The 20,075-nt window shown below is 39.3% G+C and carries 19 protein-coding genes and 1 riboswitch; of the genes, 7 read left to right on the top strand and 12 right to left on the bottom strand.

All coding sequences use genetic code 11. The annotated features are described in order from the left end of the window. Nucleotides 1-2 precede the first annotated feature (2 nt). From ACYVJ6_RS08175 to mqnE, 9 genes are all read right to left on the bottom strand, one after another. A complete protein-coding gene (locus ACYVJ6_RS08175; RefSeq protein ID WP_460693562.1) occupies nt 3-398 on the bottom strand; it encodes a hypothetical protein in 396 nt (131 codons plus the stop codon). Then, nucleotides 395-1,303 carry an oxygen-dependent coproporphyrinogen oxidase gene (gene hemF / locus ACYVJ6_RS08170; protein ID WP_460693561.1) on the bottom strand — a complete coding sequence of 303 codons (909 nt, stop codon included), beginning with the start codon at nt 1,301-1,303 and terminating at the stop codon, nt 395-397. The genes ACYVJ6_RS08175 and hemF overlap by 4 nt, the downstream gene beginning before the upstream one ends. A 95-nt stretch (nt 1,304-1,398) precedes the next feature. Continuing rightward, on the bottom strand, nt 1,399-2,646 hold the full coding sequence (locus ACYVJ6_RS08165; RefSeq protein ID WP_460693560.1) for an MFS transporter: 1,248 nt from the start codon (nt 2,644-2,646) through the stop codon (nt 1,399-1,401). 111 nt (nt 2,647-2,757) lie between these two features. After that, entirely contained in the window at nt 2,758-2,955 is a 198-nt protein-coding gene (locus tag ACYVJ6_RS08160; protein WP_460693559.1) for a cold-shock protein, read from the bottom strand. Nucleotides 2,956-3,091: 136 nt separating this feature from the next. Continuing rightward, on the bottom strand, nt 3,092-3,727 hold the full coding sequence (locus tag ACYVJ6_RS08155) for a peroxiredoxin (RefSeq protein ID WP_460693558.1): 636 nt from the start codon (nt 3,725-3,727) through the stop codon (nt 3,092-3,094). A 188-nt stretch (nt 3,728-3,915) separates the two neighbouring features. Next, on the bottom strand, nt 3,916-4,392 hold the full coding sequence (locus ACYVJ6_RS08150) for a hypothetical protein (protein WP_460693557.1): 477 nt from the start codon (nt 4,390-4,392) through the stop codon (nt 3,916-3,918). 306 nt (nt 4,393-4,698) lie between these two features. Next, complete coding sequence (locus ACYVJ6_RS08145; protein WP_460693556.1) at nt 4,699-5,442, bottom strand: menaquinone biosynthetic enzyme MqnA/MqnD family protein; 744 nt, start codon at nt 5,440-5,442, stop codon at nt 4,699-4,701. Next, a complete protein-coding gene (locus ACYVJ6_RS08140; RefSeq protein ID WP_460693555.1) occupies nt 5,439-6,083 on the bottom strand; it encodes a histidine phosphatase family protein in 645 nt (214 codons plus the stop codon). The genes ACYVJ6_RS08145 and ACYVJ6_RS08140 overlap by 4 nt, the downstream gene beginning before the upstream one ends. 64 nt (nt 6,084-6,147) lie before the next feature. After that, complete coding sequence (gene mqnE / locus ACYVJ6_RS08135) at nt 6,148-7,341, bottom strand: aminofutalosine synthase MqnE (RefSeq protein WP_460693554.1); 1,194 nt, start codon at nt 7,339-7,341, stop codon at nt 6,148-6,150. A 133-nt stretch (nt 7,342-7,474) separates the two neighbouring features. Here mqnE and ACYVJ6_RS08130 point away from each other — a divergent pair, with 133 nt between their 5' ends. Beyond that, nucleotides 7,475-8,590 (top strand): trans-sulfuration enzyme family protein, encoded by a 1,116-nt coding sequence (locus ACYVJ6_RS08130; RefSeq protein ID WP_460693553.1) that lies wholly within the window; start codon nt 7,475-7,477, stop codon nt 8,588-8,590. Between the two features lie 189 nt (nt 8,591-8,779). Beyond that, nucleotides 8,780-9,451 carry a MarC family protein gene (locus tag ACYVJ6_RS08125; protein WP_460693552.1) on the top strand — a complete coding sequence of 224 codons (672 nt, stop codon included), beginning with the start codon at nt 8,780-8,782 and terminating at the stop codon, nt 9,449-9,451. A 127-nt stretch (nt 9,452-9,578) separates the two neighbouring features. Here ACYVJ6_RS08125 and ACYVJ6_RS08120 read toward each other — a convergent pair whose 3' ends face one another. Then, nucleotides 9,579-10,265: an SIR2 family NAD-dependent protein deacylase gene (locus ACYVJ6_RS08120; RefSeq protein WP_460693551.1), complete on the bottom strand. Its 687-nt coding sequence runs from the start codon at nt 10,263-10,265 to the stop codon at nt 9,579-9,581. A 482-nt stretch (nt 10,266-10,747) separates the two neighbouring features. Continuing rightward, entirely contained in the window at nt 10,748-11,653 is a 906-nt protein-coding gene (locus tag ACYVJ6_RS08115) for a S1 family peptidase (RefSeq protein WP_460693550.1), read from the bottom strand. Nucleotides 11,654-11,838: 185 nt separating this feature from the next. Then, nucleotides 11,839-11,950: riboswitch (SAM riboswitch) on the top strand. Nucleotides 11,951-12,113: 163 nt separating this feature from the next. On the opposite strand from ACYVJ6_RS08115, the gene ACYVJ6_RS08110 reads away from it, so the two are divergent. From ACYVJ6_RS08110 to ACYVJ6_RS08090, 5 genes are all read left to right on the top strand, one after another. Continuing rightward, nucleotides 12,114-13,169: a homoserine O-acetyltransferase family protein gene (locus tag ACYVJ6_RS08110; protein WP_460693549.1), complete on the top strand. Its 1,056-nt coding sequence runs from the start codon at nt 12,114-12,116 to the stop codon at nt 13,167-13,169. After that, nucleotides 13,169-14,374 (top strand): homoserine dehydrogenase, encoded by a 1,206-nt coding sequence (locus ACYVJ6_RS08105; RefSeq protein ID WP_460693548.1) that lies wholly within the window; start codon nt 13,169-13,171, stop codon nt 14,372-14,374. Before ACYVJ6_RS08110 ends, ACYVJ6_RS08105 begins: the two co-directional genes overlap by 1 nt. 68 nt (nt 14,375-14,442) lie before the next feature. Beyond that, complete coding sequence (locus ACYVJ6_RS08100) at nt 14,443-15,639, top strand: glycosyltransferase family 87 protein (RefSeq protein WP_460693547.1); 1,197 nt, start codon at nt 14,443-14,445, stop codon at nt 15,637-15,639. After that, nucleotides 15,636-16,595, top strand: a complete 960-nt coding sequence (locus tag ACYVJ6_RS08095) for a glycosyltransferase family 2 protein (protein ID WP_460693546.1) — start codon at nt 15,636-15,638, stop codon at nt 16,593-16,595. The genes ACYVJ6_RS08100 and ACYVJ6_RS08095 overlap by 4 nt, the downstream gene beginning before the upstream one ends. After that, nucleotides 16,576-17,358: a polysaccharide deacetylase family protein gene (locus tag ACYVJ6_RS08090; RefSeq protein WP_460693545.1), complete on the top strand. Its 783-nt coding sequence runs from the start codon at nt 16,576-16,578 to the stop codon at nt 17,356-17,358. Before ACYVJ6_RS08095 ends, ACYVJ6_RS08090 begins: the two co-directional genes overlap by 20 nt. Before the next feature lie 49 nt (nt 17,359-17,407). Here the strand turns inward: ACYVJ6_RS08090 and clpB are convergent, their stop codons facing one another. Beyond that, nucleotides 17,408-20,020 (bottom strand): ATP-dependent chaperone ClpB, encoded by a 2,613-nt coding sequence (clpB, locus tag ACYVJ6_RS08085; protein ID WP_460693544.1) that lies wholly within the window; start codon nt 20,018-20,020, stop codon nt 17,408-17,410. Nucleotides 20,021-20,075 lie beyond the last annotated feature (55 nt).

Genomic DNA, 20,075 nt, shown 5'->3' with positions numbered 1-20,075 from the left:
AACTATTTAACCTTTTTCCAATAATCTTCTTCAATAAAACCATTGGGTAAAGTTGCTTTTAAAACCAAGGTATCATGACGCATGTTATAGGCAAAATGTACAGTAATATCTTTTAATTTAGAAGGCTGCGCGCTAAAGGTTTGGGTTTCTAAACAGGTATCGGCAACCAGTTTATAGTTGCCGGATTCATATTTATAGGGCTTTTCGCCTTTCTCTAATAAATAAGCTTCATAGTTGGTAGTAGTATATATACGCTGTAGGTTATAATCTTTTGGTTCCGGGTTAGGTTTGCCATTAAAATACCCGCCGCAAAATTGCCAGGTACCTTTTAAGGTCTTAGGTTTTTGAAAGGACGTTAGTATAACAATCAATAAAATTAATAAAGTTGTGTTTTTCATATCCAATCTATCCCCTTTTTCAATAACGATAACGTTCGCTCCTCTTCGCTGCCGGGTTGTGGCTGGTAGTTATATAACCATTTGGCGGTTGGCGGCAGGCTCATTAATATAGATTCGATACGGCCATTAGTTTCCAGTCCGAATTTAGTACCGGCATCATATACCAGGTTAAACTCTGTATAGCGGCTGCGGCGCTGATACTGCCATTGCTGCTGATCGTCGGTAAAGGGTTTATCGTGGTTACAATTTACCAGTTCGGTATAAGTTGGTGCGAATGTGCGGCCCAAGGCTTTGCTAAACTCAAATATGGTTTCCCAGGATAGGTCATCTGTAGCTACCAGTTTATCGTAAAAAATCCCCCCTACTCCGCGTGTTTCGTTACGGTGTTTGATGAAGAAATAATCATCAGCCCATGTTTTAAATTTGGGGTAAAAATCTATATTAAATTTGTCACAAACAGCTTTTAATTGACTGTGGAAATATTTCGCGTCGGCATCTATCACATAATGCGGGGTAAGGTCTATCCCACCGCCAAACCATCTGACAGGTTCGGCACCATCAACGCCAGGCATTTCAAAATACCTAATGTTCATATGGATGATAGGTACTAATGGGTGATTAGGATGTATAACAATAGATACGCCGGTAGCAAAAAACTCGTCTTTATCTACCTTTAAAGCGCGCTGCATTTGTTCGGGCAATTTGCCATGCACGGCCGAGAAGTTTACACCACCCTTTTCAAAAATATTTCCGTTTTGTATTACGCGTGTACGGCCGCCTCCGCCGCCATCACGCTCCCACTTTTCTTCTTCAAACTTGGCCTTACCGTCAACCGCCTCTAAAGCGTGGCATATCTCGTCCTGTATTTGCTGGTAATCGGTAGCTATTTGTTCTTTAGTGATCATTGGGGCAAAGATAAGTTTTTGGTTGATTGGGTTAATTAAGTGAATGGTTGTTTTACATTTTAACTACTTAACTTAATCAACTAATTAACCACTCACTAACTTGGCATATTAGCACCTTCGTCCTCAATATAATCAAGGTCCTTTTCAAAAGTCTCTTGTAGTTGGCTGGTGGCAAATAAAGATATACCTGTTAATACTACCATAATGATATACCCGGTATTTATGCGCCCAAAATGTACCATAAGGGCATTAAATGCAAAGTTGATAGGTATAAGCGATCCACGAACAAAGTTAGGTACTGTGGTGGTTACAGTTGATCGAATGTTGGTACCAAACTGTTCTGAAGCAATAGTAACAAAAGTGGCCCAATACCCTACACCAAAGCCCATAAAGAAACAAAGTCCAATAAATTGGTTAGGCGTTATGCCCTTAGCACTTAAATAAAACATGGCGCTTATTACAGATAGCAATAAAAAAATGAACATGGTATTTTTACGCGATCTGGTGTATTGAGCAAGTAAACCCGCAAAAACTCCACCTATTGATATACCCACGTAGGTGTACATAATACCAGTACCTGCACTTAACGTTTCGGTTGCGCCTAATGCAACGCCAAACTCGGGTGCCTGGGTTACCAATATACCCACTACGTACCATAACGGTGCGCCAATTAATATGCAGTACAGGTATTTTAAAAAACGCTTCCTGTCGTTAAATAGCATTAATATATTTCCTTTGGATACATCTTTATCAGATATGTTTTTAAACATACCCGATTCAAATGTACCCACACGAAGTAACAATAAAAGTATGCCCAGTCCTCCGCCAATGTAATAAGCAATGCGCCAATCAAACTGGCCCGCAGCAGCAGCAGCCACTGCACCTAAAAGACCTATCACCGCTACAATAGTAGTTCCATACCCCCTGCGCTCCTTGCTTAAGGTTTCACTAACCAGGGTTATGCCTGCACCTAATTCGCCTGCAAGTCCTATACCTGCTACAAAACGGATTATCGCATAGCTATCAACATCAGTAACCATACCGTTAATAAAGTTGGCTGCCGAGTATAAAAATATCGATCCAAATAGCACTTTAATACGCCCCAGTTTGTCGCCTATAACACCCCAAATAATACCGCCCAACAGCAGGCCAAACATTTGCATATTGATCACATATACACCCTCTAACTGTATCCTGTCGGCTGGCACGCCAATATCCTGCAAGCTTTTTACCCTAACGATAGAAAATATAACCAAGTCATAAATATCTACAAAGTAGCCCAACGAGGCTACAAGGACTAAAAAAACAACGTTCTTTTTAACAATTGACGGAGTGGCTGTCATGGTATATAGTGATAATAATTGGTTGGCGTAAAGTAACGGAATTAATTAATTTTTGGCAAAAAAAAGGACCTCTGCTTAGCAGAGGTCCTTTTTAAAAGTGTATTTATATAATTAAACTTTTTTAACATTTATTGCCTGCAGTCCTTTTCTTCCCTCTTCCACTTCATATTCTACATCGTCGTTGTCTTTAATTGCGTTAACACCGCCTTGAACATCTTTAAAGTGCACAAAAAGATCTTTACCATCATCGGTAACAATAAATCCATAACCTTTTTGTGTGTTAAACCATTTTACTTTTCCAGTTTTCATAATTAATAATAATAGTATTAAAAAATCTTGTTATAGGATTTAATAACTGGCCAAACTGAATTATTATGGTATTAGTAATCAGAAGAGTTATAAAACCTGCTACTCAAATATATAAAATTAATTAATTAACAAATAATTATTTATTGGGTTGCGGTGTCATACGAAGGTATGGCTTAATGGCCGTGTAACCTTTAGGAAATTTAGCAGGGATGTCTTCTGTTTTAATAGAAGGAACCACTACAACATCTTCTCCATCTTTCCAATCAACGGGTGTGGCTACACTGTATTTGGCCGTTAGCTGTAATGAGTCAATCACCCTTAAAATTTCCTGGAAGTTTCTTCCGGTTGATGCCGGGTAAGTAATGATCAGTTTAACAGTTTTATCAGGTGCGATGATGAATAATGAACGCACTGTGGCATTAACCGATGCATTTGGGTGTATCATATCATATGCTTCAGATATTTTGCGGTCAGGGTCGGCTATTATCGGGAAGTTAACTTCCACTCCCTGCGTTTCATTAATATCATTTATCCAGCCGGTATGTGATTCAACCGAATCAACACTTAAAGCCAACACTTTTACATTTCGTTTTTCAAATTCGTCTTTTAATGCGGCTGTTCTGCCCAGTTCGGTTGTACATACTGGTGTGTAATCGCCCGGGTGAGAGAATAGTACACCCCAGCTATCGCCAAGAAATTCGTAAAAATCAATATCTCCTTTTGATGTTTGTGCTTTAAAATTTGGGGCGGTATCGCCTAGTCGTAAGCTCATGGTAGTAATATTTATGCGTTAATAATTTGGTTTATTTTATACTAAGTTAAATGGATTGTTTTAATTAATTACCATTTCATTATAAAATAAATCTACTATTTACATAGACATTACATATATCGTTCTGTTAAATAAAAAAAGCCCTGTTACAACCAGTAACAGGGCTTGATATTAATATAATCAGGGAATTATTTAATTTTTTTGTAGAATGATAAACCTTCGTTTGGTGCAGTTTTTAAAACAACCTCACTATCACCTTTTTTAAGGTCGATAAAGTAAACAATTGGGTTAACATCATTGCTGGCACCTGCATAGTTAAATCTGATAACTTCAACTACATCATAACCGGCATATTTTTTTGCTACTGCTTCTTTTTGATCTGTAGTTAGCGTAGCGTATTCAATTTTATTAGTAGTACCAATAAATTCTCCGCTCAAATCATAAAAAGCTGTAGTAACAACACCATCTTGTAAAAAAGTAGCTTTTTGGCTGTTTGCAGATACAGACCAGGTAACATCAGTAACTGTATAAAAGTCAGTTGCAAAATGTGTTAAAGCGGTTTGACTAACACCTGCTGCATTTGTATTTTTTTTACCACCATCATCGGCTAATGCAGTAAAGCTAAACATTGTTGCTATTGCTGCTGTAATAAATAATTTTTTCATGTTCTTAAATTTTAAATCCATAACAAAAGTAACGTGTTGTTATCAATTATTAAAATAAAAATAAATTTTTATGAATATTTCATAATTAATATGAATATATGTTATAAAATTTAAGATTTTACAATAACCTTAGTGTTAAAATTACAATATCTTAATAATTAAAACCTATATTTATAATTAGTGTAATTTAAACACGAAGCTTTTAAAAATAATGAACATAAATATTAAATTTATAGATAGTTATGTAACAAAATCCTAACAATTATTAAAAAAATTTAATGAGATAATGGTTTGGTAACAGCTTGTTTACAATGCCTTAACGTAATCTAAAAACAAAAAAAGTGCTTGTTTTTTTGCATTATTTAATTCAAAGTCAATTTTGTGCATCAGGTAATCCTGTACATCAAAATCAGGGCGTGCAGGTATTTCTGCAAATAGTTCGGCTCTATGGTCAAGGCCATATTTTAAAGAGTTATTAAATTCAGCAATAAATTCAATAGGAATAGTTTTATTAGCTATCCAAGCGGCAAATACGAACGGCAGGCCGGTAAATTTTTGCCACTCTTCAGCCAAATCATATACATAAGGGTAATTGCCTGTTTTACCAAAGGTGCGGTCGCCTATTTGTACAAAGGCGGTGTATTTATCTGCAGATGTGGAATAATCGGCAGCGTTGGTGACTGATTTAGGTGACACCTGCCAATGGTTTTTTAATAACACCCTCGCCAAGTTATTCGATGATCGTGATTCAGGATCCAACTGCAGATACTTAATATCATGAATTTCGCAATTACTAAATATAAATACGGAGTTTACTGCGCCGCTGGCACCTATACAATAATCAGATACGATTTGCCATTCGGGTATATTTAACGTCGCTGCTACAGGTATTAAACCAATATCTACTTTGTTATCTATCAGCTTTTGCGCGCAATCGGCAGGTATATCCAAACTTAAATCAATTTTATTGATGATATCCGTGTGCCGCAGGCCGTATAAAAAGGGTTTGGTATTAGTATAGCTAACCGCTGATATCTTTATTTTGCTCACAGACCTGTTTCTAATGATTTTAAATGCAAAGCGTTATTAAAATCTGCTATCTCAAATTTTTCGCCATCAAAGGTTACCTTGTATAATACCAGATTTTGGTGCGGATAGTTATCCATTTCAGTGAGTGGTTTTCCTAACAATATACACAGAAACAAGCGCATAGCCCGTCCATGCATACATATCAGTACGTTTTTTTCTTCCGGATGCGACATGATAACATCCAGAGCCGCTTGTTGACGCACAGCAACCTCGTTAGGACTTTCGCCATTTTCAAACTTGCTATCCAGCTTACCTTCCATCCAATCGCGCAACAATTGTAAAAACGCGGCTTTGGTGGCAGGTGTACTGGGTTGGCCCTCATATATACCCCATGCCAATTCATCTAAACCCGATAATTTTTCATAGGGAATATCAAGGTCAATAAAAGGCTGTATGCTTTGTTGTGTGCGCCTTAATGCAGATATGTATATTTTATCAAAAGGCACATTTTTATAATCGTTATAAAAAAGATAAGCTTGTTGTTTTCCTTCGTCGTTCAGGTCGGTATCCCTTCCCCTGCCCTGTACAATCCCCAAACGGTTAAGTTCTGTTTGTCCGTGGCGGACAATGTATAGTGTTTTTAATATCATTCTTTTAGTCATTCATTGAGTCATTGAGTCATTTGGTCATTGATAGTAATGACTAAATGAAATAATGACCTAATGATCAATTAATAACCGGCAATTTATAAAACTGCGGCTTTACTTCTTCCGGAAACTGGTGATCGTTATAATCCGTTACTATATTATATAGAGTGTCGCGCTCTATTGGGTAACGGCCTACCTGTTTAATTAACTCTACCAGTTCCTTGGTGCTCATAGCCGGTGTTTGCTCCTCTGCCCCAGCCATTGAATATATTTTAGTAGTATCATCCAGGGTACCGTCAATATCATCTACGCCAAAATTTAAAGATAGCTGCGCTGTGGTACGACTTATCATGGCCCAGTAGGCTTTAATGTGATCGAAATTATCCAGATATATACGTGAAATAGCGTAATTACGCAGATCCTCTATCACCGATACTTCCGGCACGTTTGACATTTGATTATCCTGGTTACGGAACTTTAACGGTATAAACGTTTGGAAACCAACTGTTTTATCCTGCAACTGTCGCAATTGCTCCATGTGGTCAACACGGTGCCAGTATTGTTCAATATGGCCATATAACATGGTAGCGTTTGATCTTCCGCCCAGTTTATGCCATTCTTCGTGTATGGCCAGCCATTGCTCGCCGGTACATTTATCTTTGGCTATCTGTTCGCGTATTTCGGGATGGAAAATTTCAGCTCCACCGCCCGGAATAGAACCTAAACCGGCATCCATCATCAGACGCATTCCTGTAGCATAATCAATCTTAGCTTTTTTAAATATATAATGGTATTCAACCGGGGTTAACGCTTTAACATGCAACTCAGGGCGGTGTTCTCTGATCTTGCTGAACAATTCCGAATAAAAGGCTACATCATATTGCGGTAATACGCCACCTACAATGTGCACCTCGGTAACCGGTTCGTTATCGTATTTTTTTACCATGTCCAGCATTTCATCCATGGTGTATTCCCAGCCTTCTGATTTTTGCTTGATCAAACGCGAATACGAGCAAAATTTACAATCGTACACACAAAGATTGGTAGGCTCGATATGAAAATTGCGGTTAAAATAAGTTTTGTCGCCGTGCTTTTGCTCGCGAATGTAATTGGCCAAAATACCCAGGTAACTTAATTCTGCCTGCTCATATAATAATACCCCTTCATCAAAACTGATACGCTCATTATTCAGCACTTTCTGAGCAATGTTCTTTAAATCAGCTGTTAAGTGCTGATCCTGTAATAATACCTGTAAATTATTTTCAGCCTGCATTAAAATTCTTTCGACAAAAATAAGAAATGTTAATGTAATGGTGGTGTAACATTTATTAAAGAACCCTTATCATTAAATAATGTTCAATTTTATAGTAAGACATTATTTTTAAGTTTGTATAAATTCAACACCTATGAAAACTGAAACCATTGCCATACACGCCGGTAACCATACAGATACTGCTACCAATGCTGTAGTGCAGCCATTGGTTATGTCTACTACGTTTGAGCGCAGCGAGGATGGTAGTTACCCTAAAGGACATATTTATAGCCGCGCATCAAACCCTAACCGGGTAGCTTTAGAGAATGTTTTAGCCAAACTGGAGCAAGGTGTGGCGGCTGCCGCTTTCTCGTCAGGTAATGCAGCTGGGATGGCCGTATTTCAATCGCTGGAGCCGGGTACGCATATTATTGCACCTGATGATATGTATCATGGTCTACGTAACCAGTTAAAAACATTATTTGCCGGGATATTAGAGTTTGATTTTATCGACCTGAATAATGAGTCCCTTTTAAATAGTTTAATAAAACCCAACACAGGTTTAATATGGATAGAAACGCCGTCAAACCCATTGTTGAAAATTACGGACATAAAAAAGGTAATTGCTACTGCCCGTCAGCACCGTATTAAGGTAGTGTGTGATAATACCTTTGCCACCCCAATTTGCCAGTTGCCGTTAACTTTAGGTGCTGACGTAGTAATGCACTCCTCCACCAAATATTTTGGCGGACATAGTGATTTAATGGGTGGCGTACTAATTACTAATGATGACAATGACTGGTGGAAACGCATTCGCCAGGTACAGGAAATGGGCGGTGCCATCCCCTCGCCTTTTGATTGCTATATGCTGGTGCGCAGTATAAAAACCCTGCCTTACCGTATGCGCGGCCATGTGCAAAACGCTCAGTTGCTAACCGAATATTTATCCGTTCACCCCAAGGTAGAGTCGGTGATGTACCCGGGACTACCATCACATCCGCTGCATGAAGTAGCTAAAGGTCAAATGCTGGCTTTTGGTGGTATGTTCTCCTTTTGTGTAAATGGCGGCGAAGCCGAAGCCAAACGGGTGGTAAACGCGGTTAAATTATTTACCCAGGCAACCAGTTTAGGTGGTGTGGAAAGCTTAATAGAGCACCGAGCATCTGTTGAAGGACCCGATACCAAAACACCTTTTAACTTATTAAGGGTATCTGCCGGGTTAGAGCATATTGATGATTTAATAGCCGATTTAAAGCAGGCATTGGGTTAGTGTAAACATGGTTTACACAAGTTAACACATTTTGATTATTTTTAAATTTATATATTTGTAAATCAATAGCTTACGTTTTTTATGGTCGAAAATATGTTAACCTTAACAGTAAGTAGAAATAAAATTCGTAATTATTTTATATTCAATTAGATATGATAAATTATCTGAATTGAACTTATATAACATACCATGCCCCAACTATACGAAACCTTCATTCACCTCACCTTTATAGGCATTATCGCCTTATTCCCGGTGGTAAACCCTATCGGGTCGGCGTTTATGGTGAGCCCTTATTTTGAAAACCTAACCAATGGCGAAAAGCGCATGGCGGTAGGACAAATTACTTTTTATGCGTTTTTGGTTTGTATTGTTGCGTTATTTGCCGGGCAGTGGATATTACAGCTTTTTGGTATATCCATACCCATTGTGCAACTGGCAGGTGGTATTATGATCTGTAAAATGGGCTGGGAGTTTTTGTCGTCTGATCAAAAAAAGCCCTCGTCAGAGGACCTGGACAATGAACCCAATATATCAGGCTATAAACATATTGCCAGTAAACTTTTTTATCCTATTACCTTCCCTGCCACAACGGGCGCGGGCACTATATCGGTTATATTTACACTAAGCGCGCATGGCGCAACATTTGGTACCGGCGAGTACTATATCAATACAGGGGCTATATTAGTGGCTATTTTGGCATTATGTATAATGATCTATTTCTTTTACCTCAATACTAAAACCATTATTCAGTACTTAGGCGCCAATGGCGAAAATATTGTAAACCGTATATCTGCTTTTTTAATATTTTGTGTGGGATTGCAAATTGGGATAAGCGGGTTGAAGGCGATATTTAAGTTTTAACCAAACCCTATTGTCATTTCCAACGAGGTACGAGGAGAACAATCTCTTGAGCGTAGCGAAAAAATCTTATACGCTTGATATGTCGCACGTATAAGATTTCTTACTGCGTTTCGAAATGACAGGGTGATTAATCATTCAATAACTCATCCACCAACTCCGGCACTCCAACCGTCGCCTTTGCTTCTATCTTAATAAACTGGTTGCTACCTCTTAATTCAGGAATATTAGGATCCACAATATATTTGGGGGCATTTGCCGGAACATAATGAACTAATCCCGCTGCCGGGTATACGGCTAATGATGAGCCAATCAATATAAACAACTCTGCCTGACTGCAGATTTCGATTGCGGTAGCTATCATAGGCACATCCTCACCAAACCAAACTACATGTGCGCGTAGTTGTGAACCTAATTCGCATAGATCGCCCATTTTAAGCTCCCAACCATCTATGGGGTAAGTTAATGTGGGGTCAATACTGGATTGTGAACGGGTGATGATGCCATGCAGGTGTACTACTTTAGCCGATCCTGCGCGTTCATGCAGGTCGTCAATATTTTGGGTGATAATGGTAACATCGTATTTATCTTCCAATCGTGCCAAAGCATAATGCGCCTCGTTGGGTTGGGCGGCAAGGATATCTTTACGGCGCATATTATAAAAATCCTGAACCAGTTTGGGATTCCAGTCCCAGGCTTGCGGGGTGGCTACTTCCTGTACATTATAACCTTCCCATAAACCGTCGCTATCCCTAAAGGTGCGCAAACCACTTTCGGCACTAATGCCCGCGCCGGTTAGGATGACGAGTTTTTTCATGGATACTTTATCAATTTTGAAAGTATTCCGCCTTGATCAGTTTCGGATTGTGATAAAGACCCTTATATACAATTAAATAACCTCCAGCCCCTATCAATGTGGTCTCTATAGCTTCATACTCTGTACCTTTATTCTTAATTATATGAAGATTAGAACTTAATAATAAATCTGGTCGTAATAGTACAGGAATGAGTCTGCTTATGCCAACCTTGATATATCTATTGCTGTTTTTAATAAGAGGAACTAACTTCGATATTCCCGCGTAACTACTTACCAATATAGAGGTTGTATCATTTTGATTTTGTAGTATTATATAAGTTCCCTCGTCCGATTTTATTGTTTTTAGATAGTTATCTATCTCTACATTTACAATTTCAGGTATTATATATGAAATACTGTTTTTTTGTTGCGCAAAGCTTTTTCCAAGAGAGAAAACACAAAGCAAACAACAAAATAATATCAGTTTTCGTCCCCGATACATCTTATTTACCCTCTTTCGCCTGCAAGTCTCTCAATATCGATAAAATAACAGCCGATTTAATAACCTTTGCAGATGATGCTTTAGCATAAGGTTTTTTGCTTACATCAACGTTTGAGGTTACGCCATCAGGGTAGCTTACTATGCCCACCAATTTATTGCCTTTAAATACTGGCGCACCGCTGTAGCCTGGTGTAACCGAGGCGTTAAGCGTATAAGTTGTAGCGGTTTGATTATTGGTACGTGCCCTGCCGGTGCTGGTGGCTACGCTTCTATCTGTAAATGACGGAGCAGGGTAACCAACTGTTAGCAGGTCCTCGCCGTTATTAACAAAATCAGTTCCCACAATGTCTTGTACAGGGATAGTCACGCAGCCAATACCTTTTAAGTAATCAGCATAGTTCACATAATCCTTTTGAGCGAAAGATATTACCGCCACATCATCAGCGTCAGACGAGAAAGCAAATGGCGGCAATGCAGCCACATAGGCTGTTAATCCCATAAAGTTAATATCGTTTGATATACGGCCGTTTACATTAACCTTGCCCACTATCAGCTCATTTAAATTTTCTTTACCGTGTACCTTGTCTTTAGCTATAACCAAATGCTTGGCAGTAACCATGTACATTTTATTGCCATCGGCAATTAATACCGCCGTGCCATGTATGGTGTCTTTAGCAGACGCGTATTCTTCTCGTATATCCGCGGTTTCTCGCTGGGTAATATTGGCTATGCCTTCAATGCGTCTTAATAAATTGGATGATATTTCATCAAACGAGTAACGCATTTGAATGCCTTCCAGCTTCACTATCGATTTTTTGAATTCTTCAGTTTGTGCCGGGGTTTGCGCAAAGCAGGTGCCGGTTATCAATATAAATGCTGTAAGCAAGCTGTAAAAGTATAATTTCATTGTAGGTATATTAATAGGTTAATTGGTTATTGCAAATGTATAAGTTGTTTTATGTTATTAACCATAAACAGGTGCAATATAACCACCAAAAAATTATTTTTTGTGTTTTTAATTATTACGGCCTATATTTGCTGCATAAATGGTAGCAATACCATGGTCAAAACTTCCGCACTACAGCGTATTTTGATTTATAAAGAAGCGGCGAGAGATCAGGCTCAAATACCCGCTGGCAACCCTTCAGTTAAATGAAGAAGGTGCCAATTCCTGGCCCGGTAAATATCCCGGGAAATATAGATTTATAAAATATGGAAAATTTAAAAAACACCAGTCTGCAAAACTATGCTTTCGCCTCAAAAGGCTTAACTAACCTATTCAACAATTTTAATATTTGTTGCTGTTTTTGATGTGTATTTGGTTCGTTCCACTACACTTACAAGCATAGTTATCCAACTTTAACACCATGAGTACACAACTATATAAATATTCACAACCTTTTGAACTGGAATCGGGCGCTATTCTTCCTGAACTGGAAATTGGTTATCATACCTACGGCACTTTAAACAAAAACCGCGACAATGTAGTTTGGGTATGCCATGCGCTTACAGCCAACTCGGATGTATTGGATTGGTGGAAAGGTTTATTTGGTACCGGCGAATATTTTAATCCCGAAGAGCATTTTATTGTATGTGCCAATGTATTAGGTTCGGCTTATGGCACAACCAGTCCCCTAAGCATTAACCCAACTACCGGGCAGCCCTATTATTTAACTTTTCCTAATATATCTATCAGGGATATGGTCAAAGCTCATCAGTTATTGGCTAAGCACCTGCAAATTGATAGTATAGAAGTAATGATAGGTGGATCATTAGGTGGTGCGCAGGCTGTTGAATGGAGTATTATGGATGCCGATTTGATTAAAAATGTTATCCTGATAGCTACTAACGCTTATAACTCGCCCTGGGGAATTGCCTTTAATGAATCGCAGCGTTTGGCCATAAGTGCCGATGAAACTTATTATAATGGCACACCTGAAGGTGGCTCCAAAGGCTTAAAAGCGGCACGCAGCATGGCACTTCTATCCTATCGCGGTTATAAAACTTATGGTATCAGTCAGAAAGAAGACGATATTAATACGGTTGATAACTTCCGTGCTTCCAGCTATCAAAGTTACCAGGGCGATAAGTTAGTTAACCGCTTTAACGCTTACAGTTATTGGCATTTGACTAAAAGTATGGATTCGCACAACGTGGGGCGCAACCGTGGCAGTGTAGAGGAAGCTTTAGGACAGATAAAAGCAAATACTTTGATTATAGGTATTAAGTCAGATCTGTTGTTCCCGGTTGAAGAGCAGCAATACCTGCACCAACATATTCCAAACTCAAGTTATGCCGAATTTGATTCCTATTACGGGCATGATGGTTTTTTAATTGAAACCAGTGCATTAACCCAAATTATAACTTCATTTTTTAATTCGGATGTTAAAGGAAAAACCATCCGGTTACAGGAAATAGCCTAATGAGTAAGAAACTAAATATTGGCCTGTTCGGCTTTGGTGTGGTTGGACAAGGTTTATATGATATTATTAAAACCAAACACCTTAACCTCGAGATAGTAAAGATCGCCATAAAAGATAATACTAAAGAGCGCACTCTCCCCGCGCAATTGTTTACTACAGATCGTGACGAGTTATTAAACAACCCCGAAATAAATACCATTGTTGAGTTGATCAATGATACAGAAGCCGCGTTTGATATTGTATCACGTGCTTTAAAGTCGGGCAAAAATGTGGTATCGGCCAGTAAAAAAATGATTGCCCTGCATTTGGAAGAGTTAATTCAAATTCAGCACGAATACGGTACATCTTTGTTGTATGAAGGCGCGGTTTGCGGTAGTATCCCTATCATCCGTAACCTGGAGGAGTATTATGATAACGAATTACTGCACTCCATAAGCGGGATATTCAATGGGTCATCCAATTACATCCTATCTAAAGGATATATAGAGAATATGACCTATGATGACGCCCTTAAACTGGCTCAGGACCTGGGTTTTGCCGAAACAGACCCAATTAGTGATGTTGGCGGCTTTGATTCAAAATATAAACTGATCATAGCCTGTGCACATGCTTACGGGGTGATTGTTAATCCGGATGAAGTATTAAACATAGGTATACAAAATCTTGGGGCTTTTGACCTTCAATACACCAAAGAGAAAAATCTAAAGGTAAAACTGGTACCGGTAGCTAAAGAACTGGATGCCGGACACGTTGCCTTGTTTGTATTGCCGAAATTTGTTAACGAAACCGAGTTTTTATATAACGTAGAGTACGAATATAACGGCGTAATTGTGCAAGCCGCCTTTGCCGATCAGCAATTCTTTTTTGGTAAGGGAGCCGGTGGGCATCCTACCGGTTCGGCGGTATTGTCTGATATTGCTGCATTGCGTTATGATTACCAGTACGAATACAAAAAAGCTAAAGAAAGTAAAGGGTTGAACTTTACTAACAATATTGAGCTGAATGTTTATTTGCGTTATGATGACGAAAGCCTGGTAGAAGCTTTGAACTTCATTCAAATACACGAGCGCTATTATTCAGGCACCTCAAAATTTGTTATTGGCCGCATTAACCTGCAAAGTTTAATTGATAACCAGCAACAGATAAATGATCAGAAGGCATTTATTGCTTTTTCGGATCAATTATCTACAATTAACTTAGCTTAATTTGCTATTGACGGCTTGCGCAAACTTTTAGTAGTTTTATAACAACAAAAAGTACATACTCCTGATTAATGTATAAACTTGCCAATCTGATAAAGTACAAGTACTTAATTACTGCTATTTGGTTTGGTTTAAGCCTGTTTGCAGTAGTTAAAAGCGTTGTGTTGGGCCATAGCCATATACATAATAACTACTTTGTATATAAGTTCAATTTTCTGCATGTAATTAATCAGCAAAATTTATATATCCATTACCCTGATAATTATTATGACCTTAACCATTATGGTCCCATATTCGCATTAATTATTGCTCCTTTTGCTTTATTACCTGATGAGGCCGGTGTTATTTTATGGGTGGCATTTAATTGCTGGATATTGATGAAGGCTATCCAATTACTCCCTGTTAAACAAGAGCAATACTTATTAATATTACTGCTTTGCGCGCACGAGTTAATGACCTCTGCCGCCAATGTACAAAGCAACCCGCTGGTAGCCGCGTTAATTATATTAAGTTATGTTTTTATAAAAGACGAAAAAGATTTTTGGGCAGCTTTAATGATTGCCCTTGGTGTGTTTATTAAGCTGTATGGTGTGGTTGGGTTGGCTTTCTTTTTCTTTTCAAACCATAAACTTAAACTGATAGCCGGTCTGATATTTTGGTCGGCGGTGTTGTTTGTTTTACCAATGCTGTTATCCTCGCCGGCATTTATCATACAAACCTATAAAGATTGGTATGCCGATCTGGTGCATAAAAATGGCGACAATATTGTAACCACGCGTGAGGATGTATCTGTTATGGGTATGATACGCCGTATATGGCTGCCACAATTAAGCAACCTGGTGGTTTTATTACCAGGCGTAATTTTGTTTGGTTTAACCTACATCCGCTTTAAATGCTTTAAAAATTTAAATTACCAGTTGTTGATCGTAGCTTCCACCTTAATATTCCCGGTTATATTTAGTACCGGTTCCGAGTCGCCTACCTATATAATTGCTTTTACAGGTGTGGCTATTTGGTATATCAATACCATAAAACCGGTGAGTTATTTAGACATTGGCTTATTGGTTTTCGCGATGATATTAACCAGCTTATCACCATCTGATCTTTTCCCGCGGTATTTAAAAGTAAATTATGTTGACCCCTATTCGTTAAAAGCATTACCGTGTTTATTAATATGGATCAAAATAATTTATGAGACATGGTTTAGGAAATTTTCAAAAAATGAATTAACTATGTTTCCTGAAAAGGAAACACCATCAGCGGCATGAAAAAGAAACTGTCCATTATAATTCCTGCGCTTAACGAAGAAAATAATATCGATTTTCTGATTGCCGAGGTTTTTAAATCTATGCAATCAACCGGTTATGATTTTGAGTTGATCTTCGTGGATGATGGCAGCAGGGATAAAACGCTTGACCAAATAAAAATGCAGGCGGGCATTCATGCTAATATCTTTTTCATTGAACTATCTAAAAATTTCGGTAAGGATTACGCGCTAAAGGCTGGTATTGACCGCGCCCATGGCGATGCCATCATCACCATGGATGCCGACTTACAGCACCCCCCTCACCTGCTGCCGCAAATGCTGCAGTATTGGGAAGAAGGCTATGATATTATTTATACCTATCGTGCCGAAGCTAATCCACATGTAAAGGGTTTCCAAAAAAGAGCCTCTAAAACTTTCTATAGATTAATTAATGCACTATCAGATATTACTTTAGAGAACGGTATATCTGATTTTCGCCTGTTGGACCGCAAGGTTGTAGATGAACTGAAGCAAATTGACGAATACGAGATATTCTTCAGGGGAATGGTTAAATGGGTAGGCTTTACACAAATGGGTATCCCCTACACTCCTGCTCAACGCTATACCGGCGAGGCCAGCTATTCGTTTTTTAAATTGGCTAAGCTGGCTGTTGGCAGTATTATGGCATTTAGTGTGCGGCCATTATATATTGCTACCGGTTTAGGGCTGTTTTTTTCGGTATCGTCATTACTATATATCCCCTACGTAGTTATAAGTTATTTTGCCGGGTATGATATGGTTTCGGGCTGGGCATCATTAATTGCTACCGTAGCTTTTTTTGGCGGATTGCAGTTATTGGTATTAGGTATTATAGGTATGTACCTGGGTAAAATATTTATGCAAACCAAACATCGCCCTAATTATATTGTTAGATCAACAAATCTGTTAAAAGCTAAAAATGATTCTGTTAGGGTTTGATGTAGAAGAGTTTGACCTGCCATTTGAATATAATAGCAGTATTGATTTTCCTGAACAGTTATTAGTATCAACCAAAGGCACATTGGCCATACTTAAGCTACTTAAAATTAACAGGATAAAAGCTACTTTCTTTTGTACCGCCCACTATGCGGTTAATAAGCCGGATGTTATCCAACTCATTGTTGATGATGGCCACGAGATTGCTTCACACGGCTATTATCATTCAGATTTTGAGACGGAACATTTACTATCATCCCGTTTAAAGCTGGAACAGATATCAGGCACTAAAGTAACCGGGTTCCGCATGGCCCGTATGATGCCTGTGGATGAACTGGAAATACAAAAGGCCGGATATAAGTACAACACCTCCATGAACCCTACCTGGATACCGGGACGGTATAATAACTTAAAAAAGCCACGCAAATGGTTTTTTAAGCATGATGTTTTACAAATACCCGCCTCCGTATCGCCGTTGGTGCGTTTTCCGTTGTTTTGGCTAAGCTTTCACAATTTGCCCTTGAGTATGGTAAAATGGATGAGTGCAGCAGCGCACCGTAAGGATGGATATTTAAACCTTTATTTTCATCCCTGGGAGTTTACGGATATCAAAAATCCCATATACCGTTTGCCGGGCCACATCACTAAAAACTCAGGCGAAACTTTTATTAAGCGAATTGATGATTACATCAAGTGGGCCAAAGCCAAAGGCTTCGAGTTTGCAAGGACTGGCGATTTTGCAGAGGATATAATTACCAATAAATAAAAAGAGCCACCCATTCGGGCGGCTCTTTTTGTTAATATGATAGCGTTAATTATTTTCTATTTGCATCCTCACCGGTATTCAAAAACACAAAGTTATTATCAAACATATCCAGTTTGATCTTGCTGTCTTTATCTACTTTTCCGGCCAATATCTGTTTAGATAGCTCGTTTAGTATACGTTTTTGAATAACCCTTTTCAAAGGCCTTGCACCAAATTGTGGGTCATAACCTAATTGTGCCAGCCAATCTAATGCCTCGTCAGATGCTTCAATGGTCACACCCATTTCGGCTAATGTTTGCTGTACATGCCTGAATTGCAGTTTCACAATGTCGGCTAACTCGTTACGGCTAAGCGGGGTAAACATAATGATCTCGTCTATCCTGTTCAAAAACTCCGGACGAATGGTTTGGCGCAATAAGTTAAACAGCTCGTTTTTGGTTTTTGCCATCACCTCATCTCTGTTATCTTCGTTCAGCGACTCAAAATTCTCCTGTATAACGTTCGATCCGATGTTGGAGGTCATGATGATGATGGTGTTCTTAAAGTTCACTACACGGCCCTTATTATCGGTTAAATGGCCATCATCCAATACCTGTAGCAATATGTTAAATACATCAGGATGCGCTTTCTCGATCTCATCCAATAAAACCACGCTATATTGTTTACGACGCACGGCCTCGGTTAACTGCCCGCCTTCATCATAACCCACATATCCCGGAGGCGCACCAATCAATCTCGATACCGAATGGCGTTCCTGGTATTCAGACATATCAATACGTACTAACGCGCCTTCATCGTTAAACAGGTACTCGGCTAAGGCTTTGGCTAATTCGGTTTTACCAACGCCGGTAGTTCCTAAAAATATGAATGAGCCTATTGGTTTACGTTTATCATGCAAACCTGCCCTGCTGCGGCGTATAGCATCGCTAATAGCCTCGATAGCCTCTTCCTGCCCTGCTACCCGTTTATGCAACTCATCTTCCAAATTAAGCAGCTTTTCGCGCTCGCTTTGTATCATCTTGGTAACCGGTATGCCTGTCCAGCGCGAAACCACGCCTGCAATATCATCAGCAGTAACCTCCTCTTTCAGCATACGGCTGTCTGATTGGTTCTCCAACAATGCGGCTTTTAATTTTTCTACTTCTTCCTGTGCTTCGCGGATGGTTCCATAACGCAATTCAGCTACTTTACCATAGTCGCCTGCCCGTTCGGCTTGTTCGGCTTCCAGTTTAAGGTTCTCTATTTGCTCAACTTTTAGGTTGATGCCATCAACCACATCCTTTTCGCCCTGCCATTTGGCACGCAACGAATCACGCTCGGCAGAAAGATTGGCTATTTCTTCACTTAATTGTTTTACTTTTTTATCGTCTTTTTCACGTTTGATGGCCTCACGCTCAATTTCCAGTTGCATAATGCGGCGCTCCATTTCATCCACGGCTTCAGGTACCGAATCCATTTCGATACGCAATTTAGAAGCAGCTTCGTCCATCAGATCAATAGCCTTATCCGGTAAAAAACGGTCGGATATATAGCGCTGCGACATCTCAACCGCGGCTATAATAGCTTCGTCTTTAATACGTACCTTATGGTGCGATTCGTAGCGCTCTTTTAATCCACGTAAAATAGAAATCGCGTCGGCAGTATCCGGCTCATCTACCAATACCATCTGGAAACGGCGCTCTAAAGCTTTATCCTTTTCTACATATTTCTGGTATTCGTTTAAGGTAGTTGCACCAATAGCCCTTAGTTCGCCACGGGCTAATGCTGGTTTTAATATGTTGGCCGCGTCCATAGCGCCTTCGCCGCCGCCTGCACCAACTAAAGTGTGTATCTCGTCAATAAATAATATGATCTCGCCATCGGCCTGGGTAACTTCTTTAATAACTGCTTTCAGGCGTTCCTCAAACTCGCCTTTATACTTGGCACCGGCTATCAGCGCACCCATATCCAACGAGTAAACCGTTTTAGTTTTTAAACTCTCCGGCACATCACCTTTGATAATACGGAACGCAATACCTTCGGCAATAGCTGTTTTACCCACGCCGGGTTCACCAACTAATATCGGGTTGTTTTTGGTACGGCGGGATAGTATTTGTATAACCCGACGTATCTCTTCATCACGCCCTATAACCGGGTCCAGTTTGCCCGATTCGGCATACTCGTTCAGGTTACGGGCATATTTGTTTAAAGCGTTATAAGTAGCCTCGGCATTTTGGTCGGTAACCTTACTATCGCCGCGTAGGCTTACAATGGCTTTTTTAAGGTCCTTTTCGTTTACGCCAAAGTCTTTTAAAGCAGAACTGGTTTTATCATTAACTGATAGGATGCCCAGTAGTATATGCTCAACAGAGACAAACTCGTCTTTAAATTCTTTTAAATAAGCAGTAGCCTTTTGCAAAACAGAATTAGAAGATGATGACAAATAAACATCGCTGCCGCTAACTTTAGGAAAGCTGCTTATCTGGCTGTCTAACTGTTCGTTAAGGCGGTTAAGATTAACGTTTAATTTTTTTAGTAAATAGGATATAACATTCTCATCCACCAGCAATAAGCCTTTCAGTATATGTGCCGGCTCAATAGCCTGCTGCTGATTACCGGTGGTAATTTCTGAAGCCTTTTGGATGGCTTCCTGTGCTTTTATGGTAAAATTGTTAAAGTTCATAAGTAATAATGTTTATATCACTATGTACTCAAATTACTTGCCACCGTTAATTAGC

The organism is Mucilaginibacter puniceus (assembly GCF_054783175.1).
Note: the sequence above shows the minus strand (reverse complement) of the source record. Positions and strands in the feature narration are given on the sequence as shown.

Bases quoted from the DNA above. Each gene is read 5' to 3' on its own strand.
- ACYVJ6_RS08175 (WP_460693562.1), bottom strand. From the start codon at position 398: ATGAAAAACACAACTTTATTAATTTTATTGATTGTTATACTAACGTCC.
- hemF (WP_460693561.1), bottom strand. From the start codon at position 1,303: ATGATCACTAAAGAACAAATAGCTACCGATTACCAGCAAATACAGGAC.
- ACYVJ6_RS08165 (WP_460693560.1), bottom strand. From the start codon at position 2,646: ATGACAGCCACTCCGTCAATTGTTAAAAAGAACGTTGTTTTTTTAGTC.
- ACYVJ6_RS08160 (WP_460693559.1), bottom strand. From the start codon at position 2,955: ATGAAAACTGGAAAAGTAAAATGGTTTAACACACAAAAAGGTTATGGA.
- ACYVJ6_RS08155 (WP_460693558.1), bottom strand. From the start codon at position 3,727: ATGAGCTTACGACTAGGCGATACCGCCCCAAATTTTAAAGCACAAACA.
- ACYVJ6_RS08150 (WP_460693557.1), bottom strand. From the start codon at position 4,392: ATGAAAAAATTATTTATTACAGCAGCAATAGCAACAATGTTTAGCTTT.
- ACYVJ6_RS08140 (WP_460693555.1), bottom strand. From the start codon at position 6,083: ATGACTAAAAGAATGATATTAAAAACACTATACATTGTCCGCCACGGA.
- mqnE (WP_460693554.1), bottom strand. From the start codon at position 7,341: ATGCAGGCTGAAAATAATTTACAGGTATTATTACAGGATCAGCACTTA.
- ACYVJ6_RS08130 (WP_460693553.1), top strand. From the start codon at position 7,475: ATGAAAACTGAAACCATTGCCATACACGCCGGTAACCATACAGATACT.
- ACYVJ6_RS08125 (WP_460693552.1), top strand. From the start codon at position 8,780: ATGCCCCAACTATACGAAACCTTCATTCACCTCACCTTTATAGGCATT.
- ACYVJ6_RS08120 (WP_460693551.1), bottom strand. From the start codon at position 10,265: ATGAAAAAACTCGTCATCCTAACCGGCGCGGGCATTAGTGCCGAAAGT.
- ACYVJ6_RS08115 (WP_460693550.1), bottom strand. From the start codon at position 11,653: ATGAAATTATACTTTTACAGCTTGCTTACAGCATTTATATTGATAACC.
- ACYVJ6_RS08110 (WP_460693549.1), top strand. From the start codon at position 12,114: ATGAGTACACAACTATATAAATATTCACAACCTTTTGAACTGGAATCG.
- ACYVJ6_RS08105 (WP_460693548.1), top strand. From the start codon at position 13,169: ATGAGTAAGAAACTAAATATTGGCCTGTTCGGCTTTGGTGTGGTTGGA.
- ACYVJ6_RS08100 (WP_460693547.1), top strand. From the start codon at position 14,443: ATGTATAAACTTGCCAATCTGATAAAGTACAAGTACTTAATTACTGCT.
- ACYVJ6_RS08095 (WP_460693546.1), top strand. From the start codon at position 15,636: ATGAAAAAGAAACTGTCCATTATAATTCCTGCGCTTAACGAAGAAAAT.
- ACYVJ6_RS08090 (WP_460693545.1), top strand. From the start codon at position 16,576: ATGATTCTGTTAGGGTTTGATGTAGAAGAGTTTGACCTGCCATTTGAA.
- clpB (WP_460693544.1), bottom strand. From the start codon at position 20,020: ATGAACTTTAACAATTTTACCATAAAAGCACAGGAAGCCATCCAAAAG.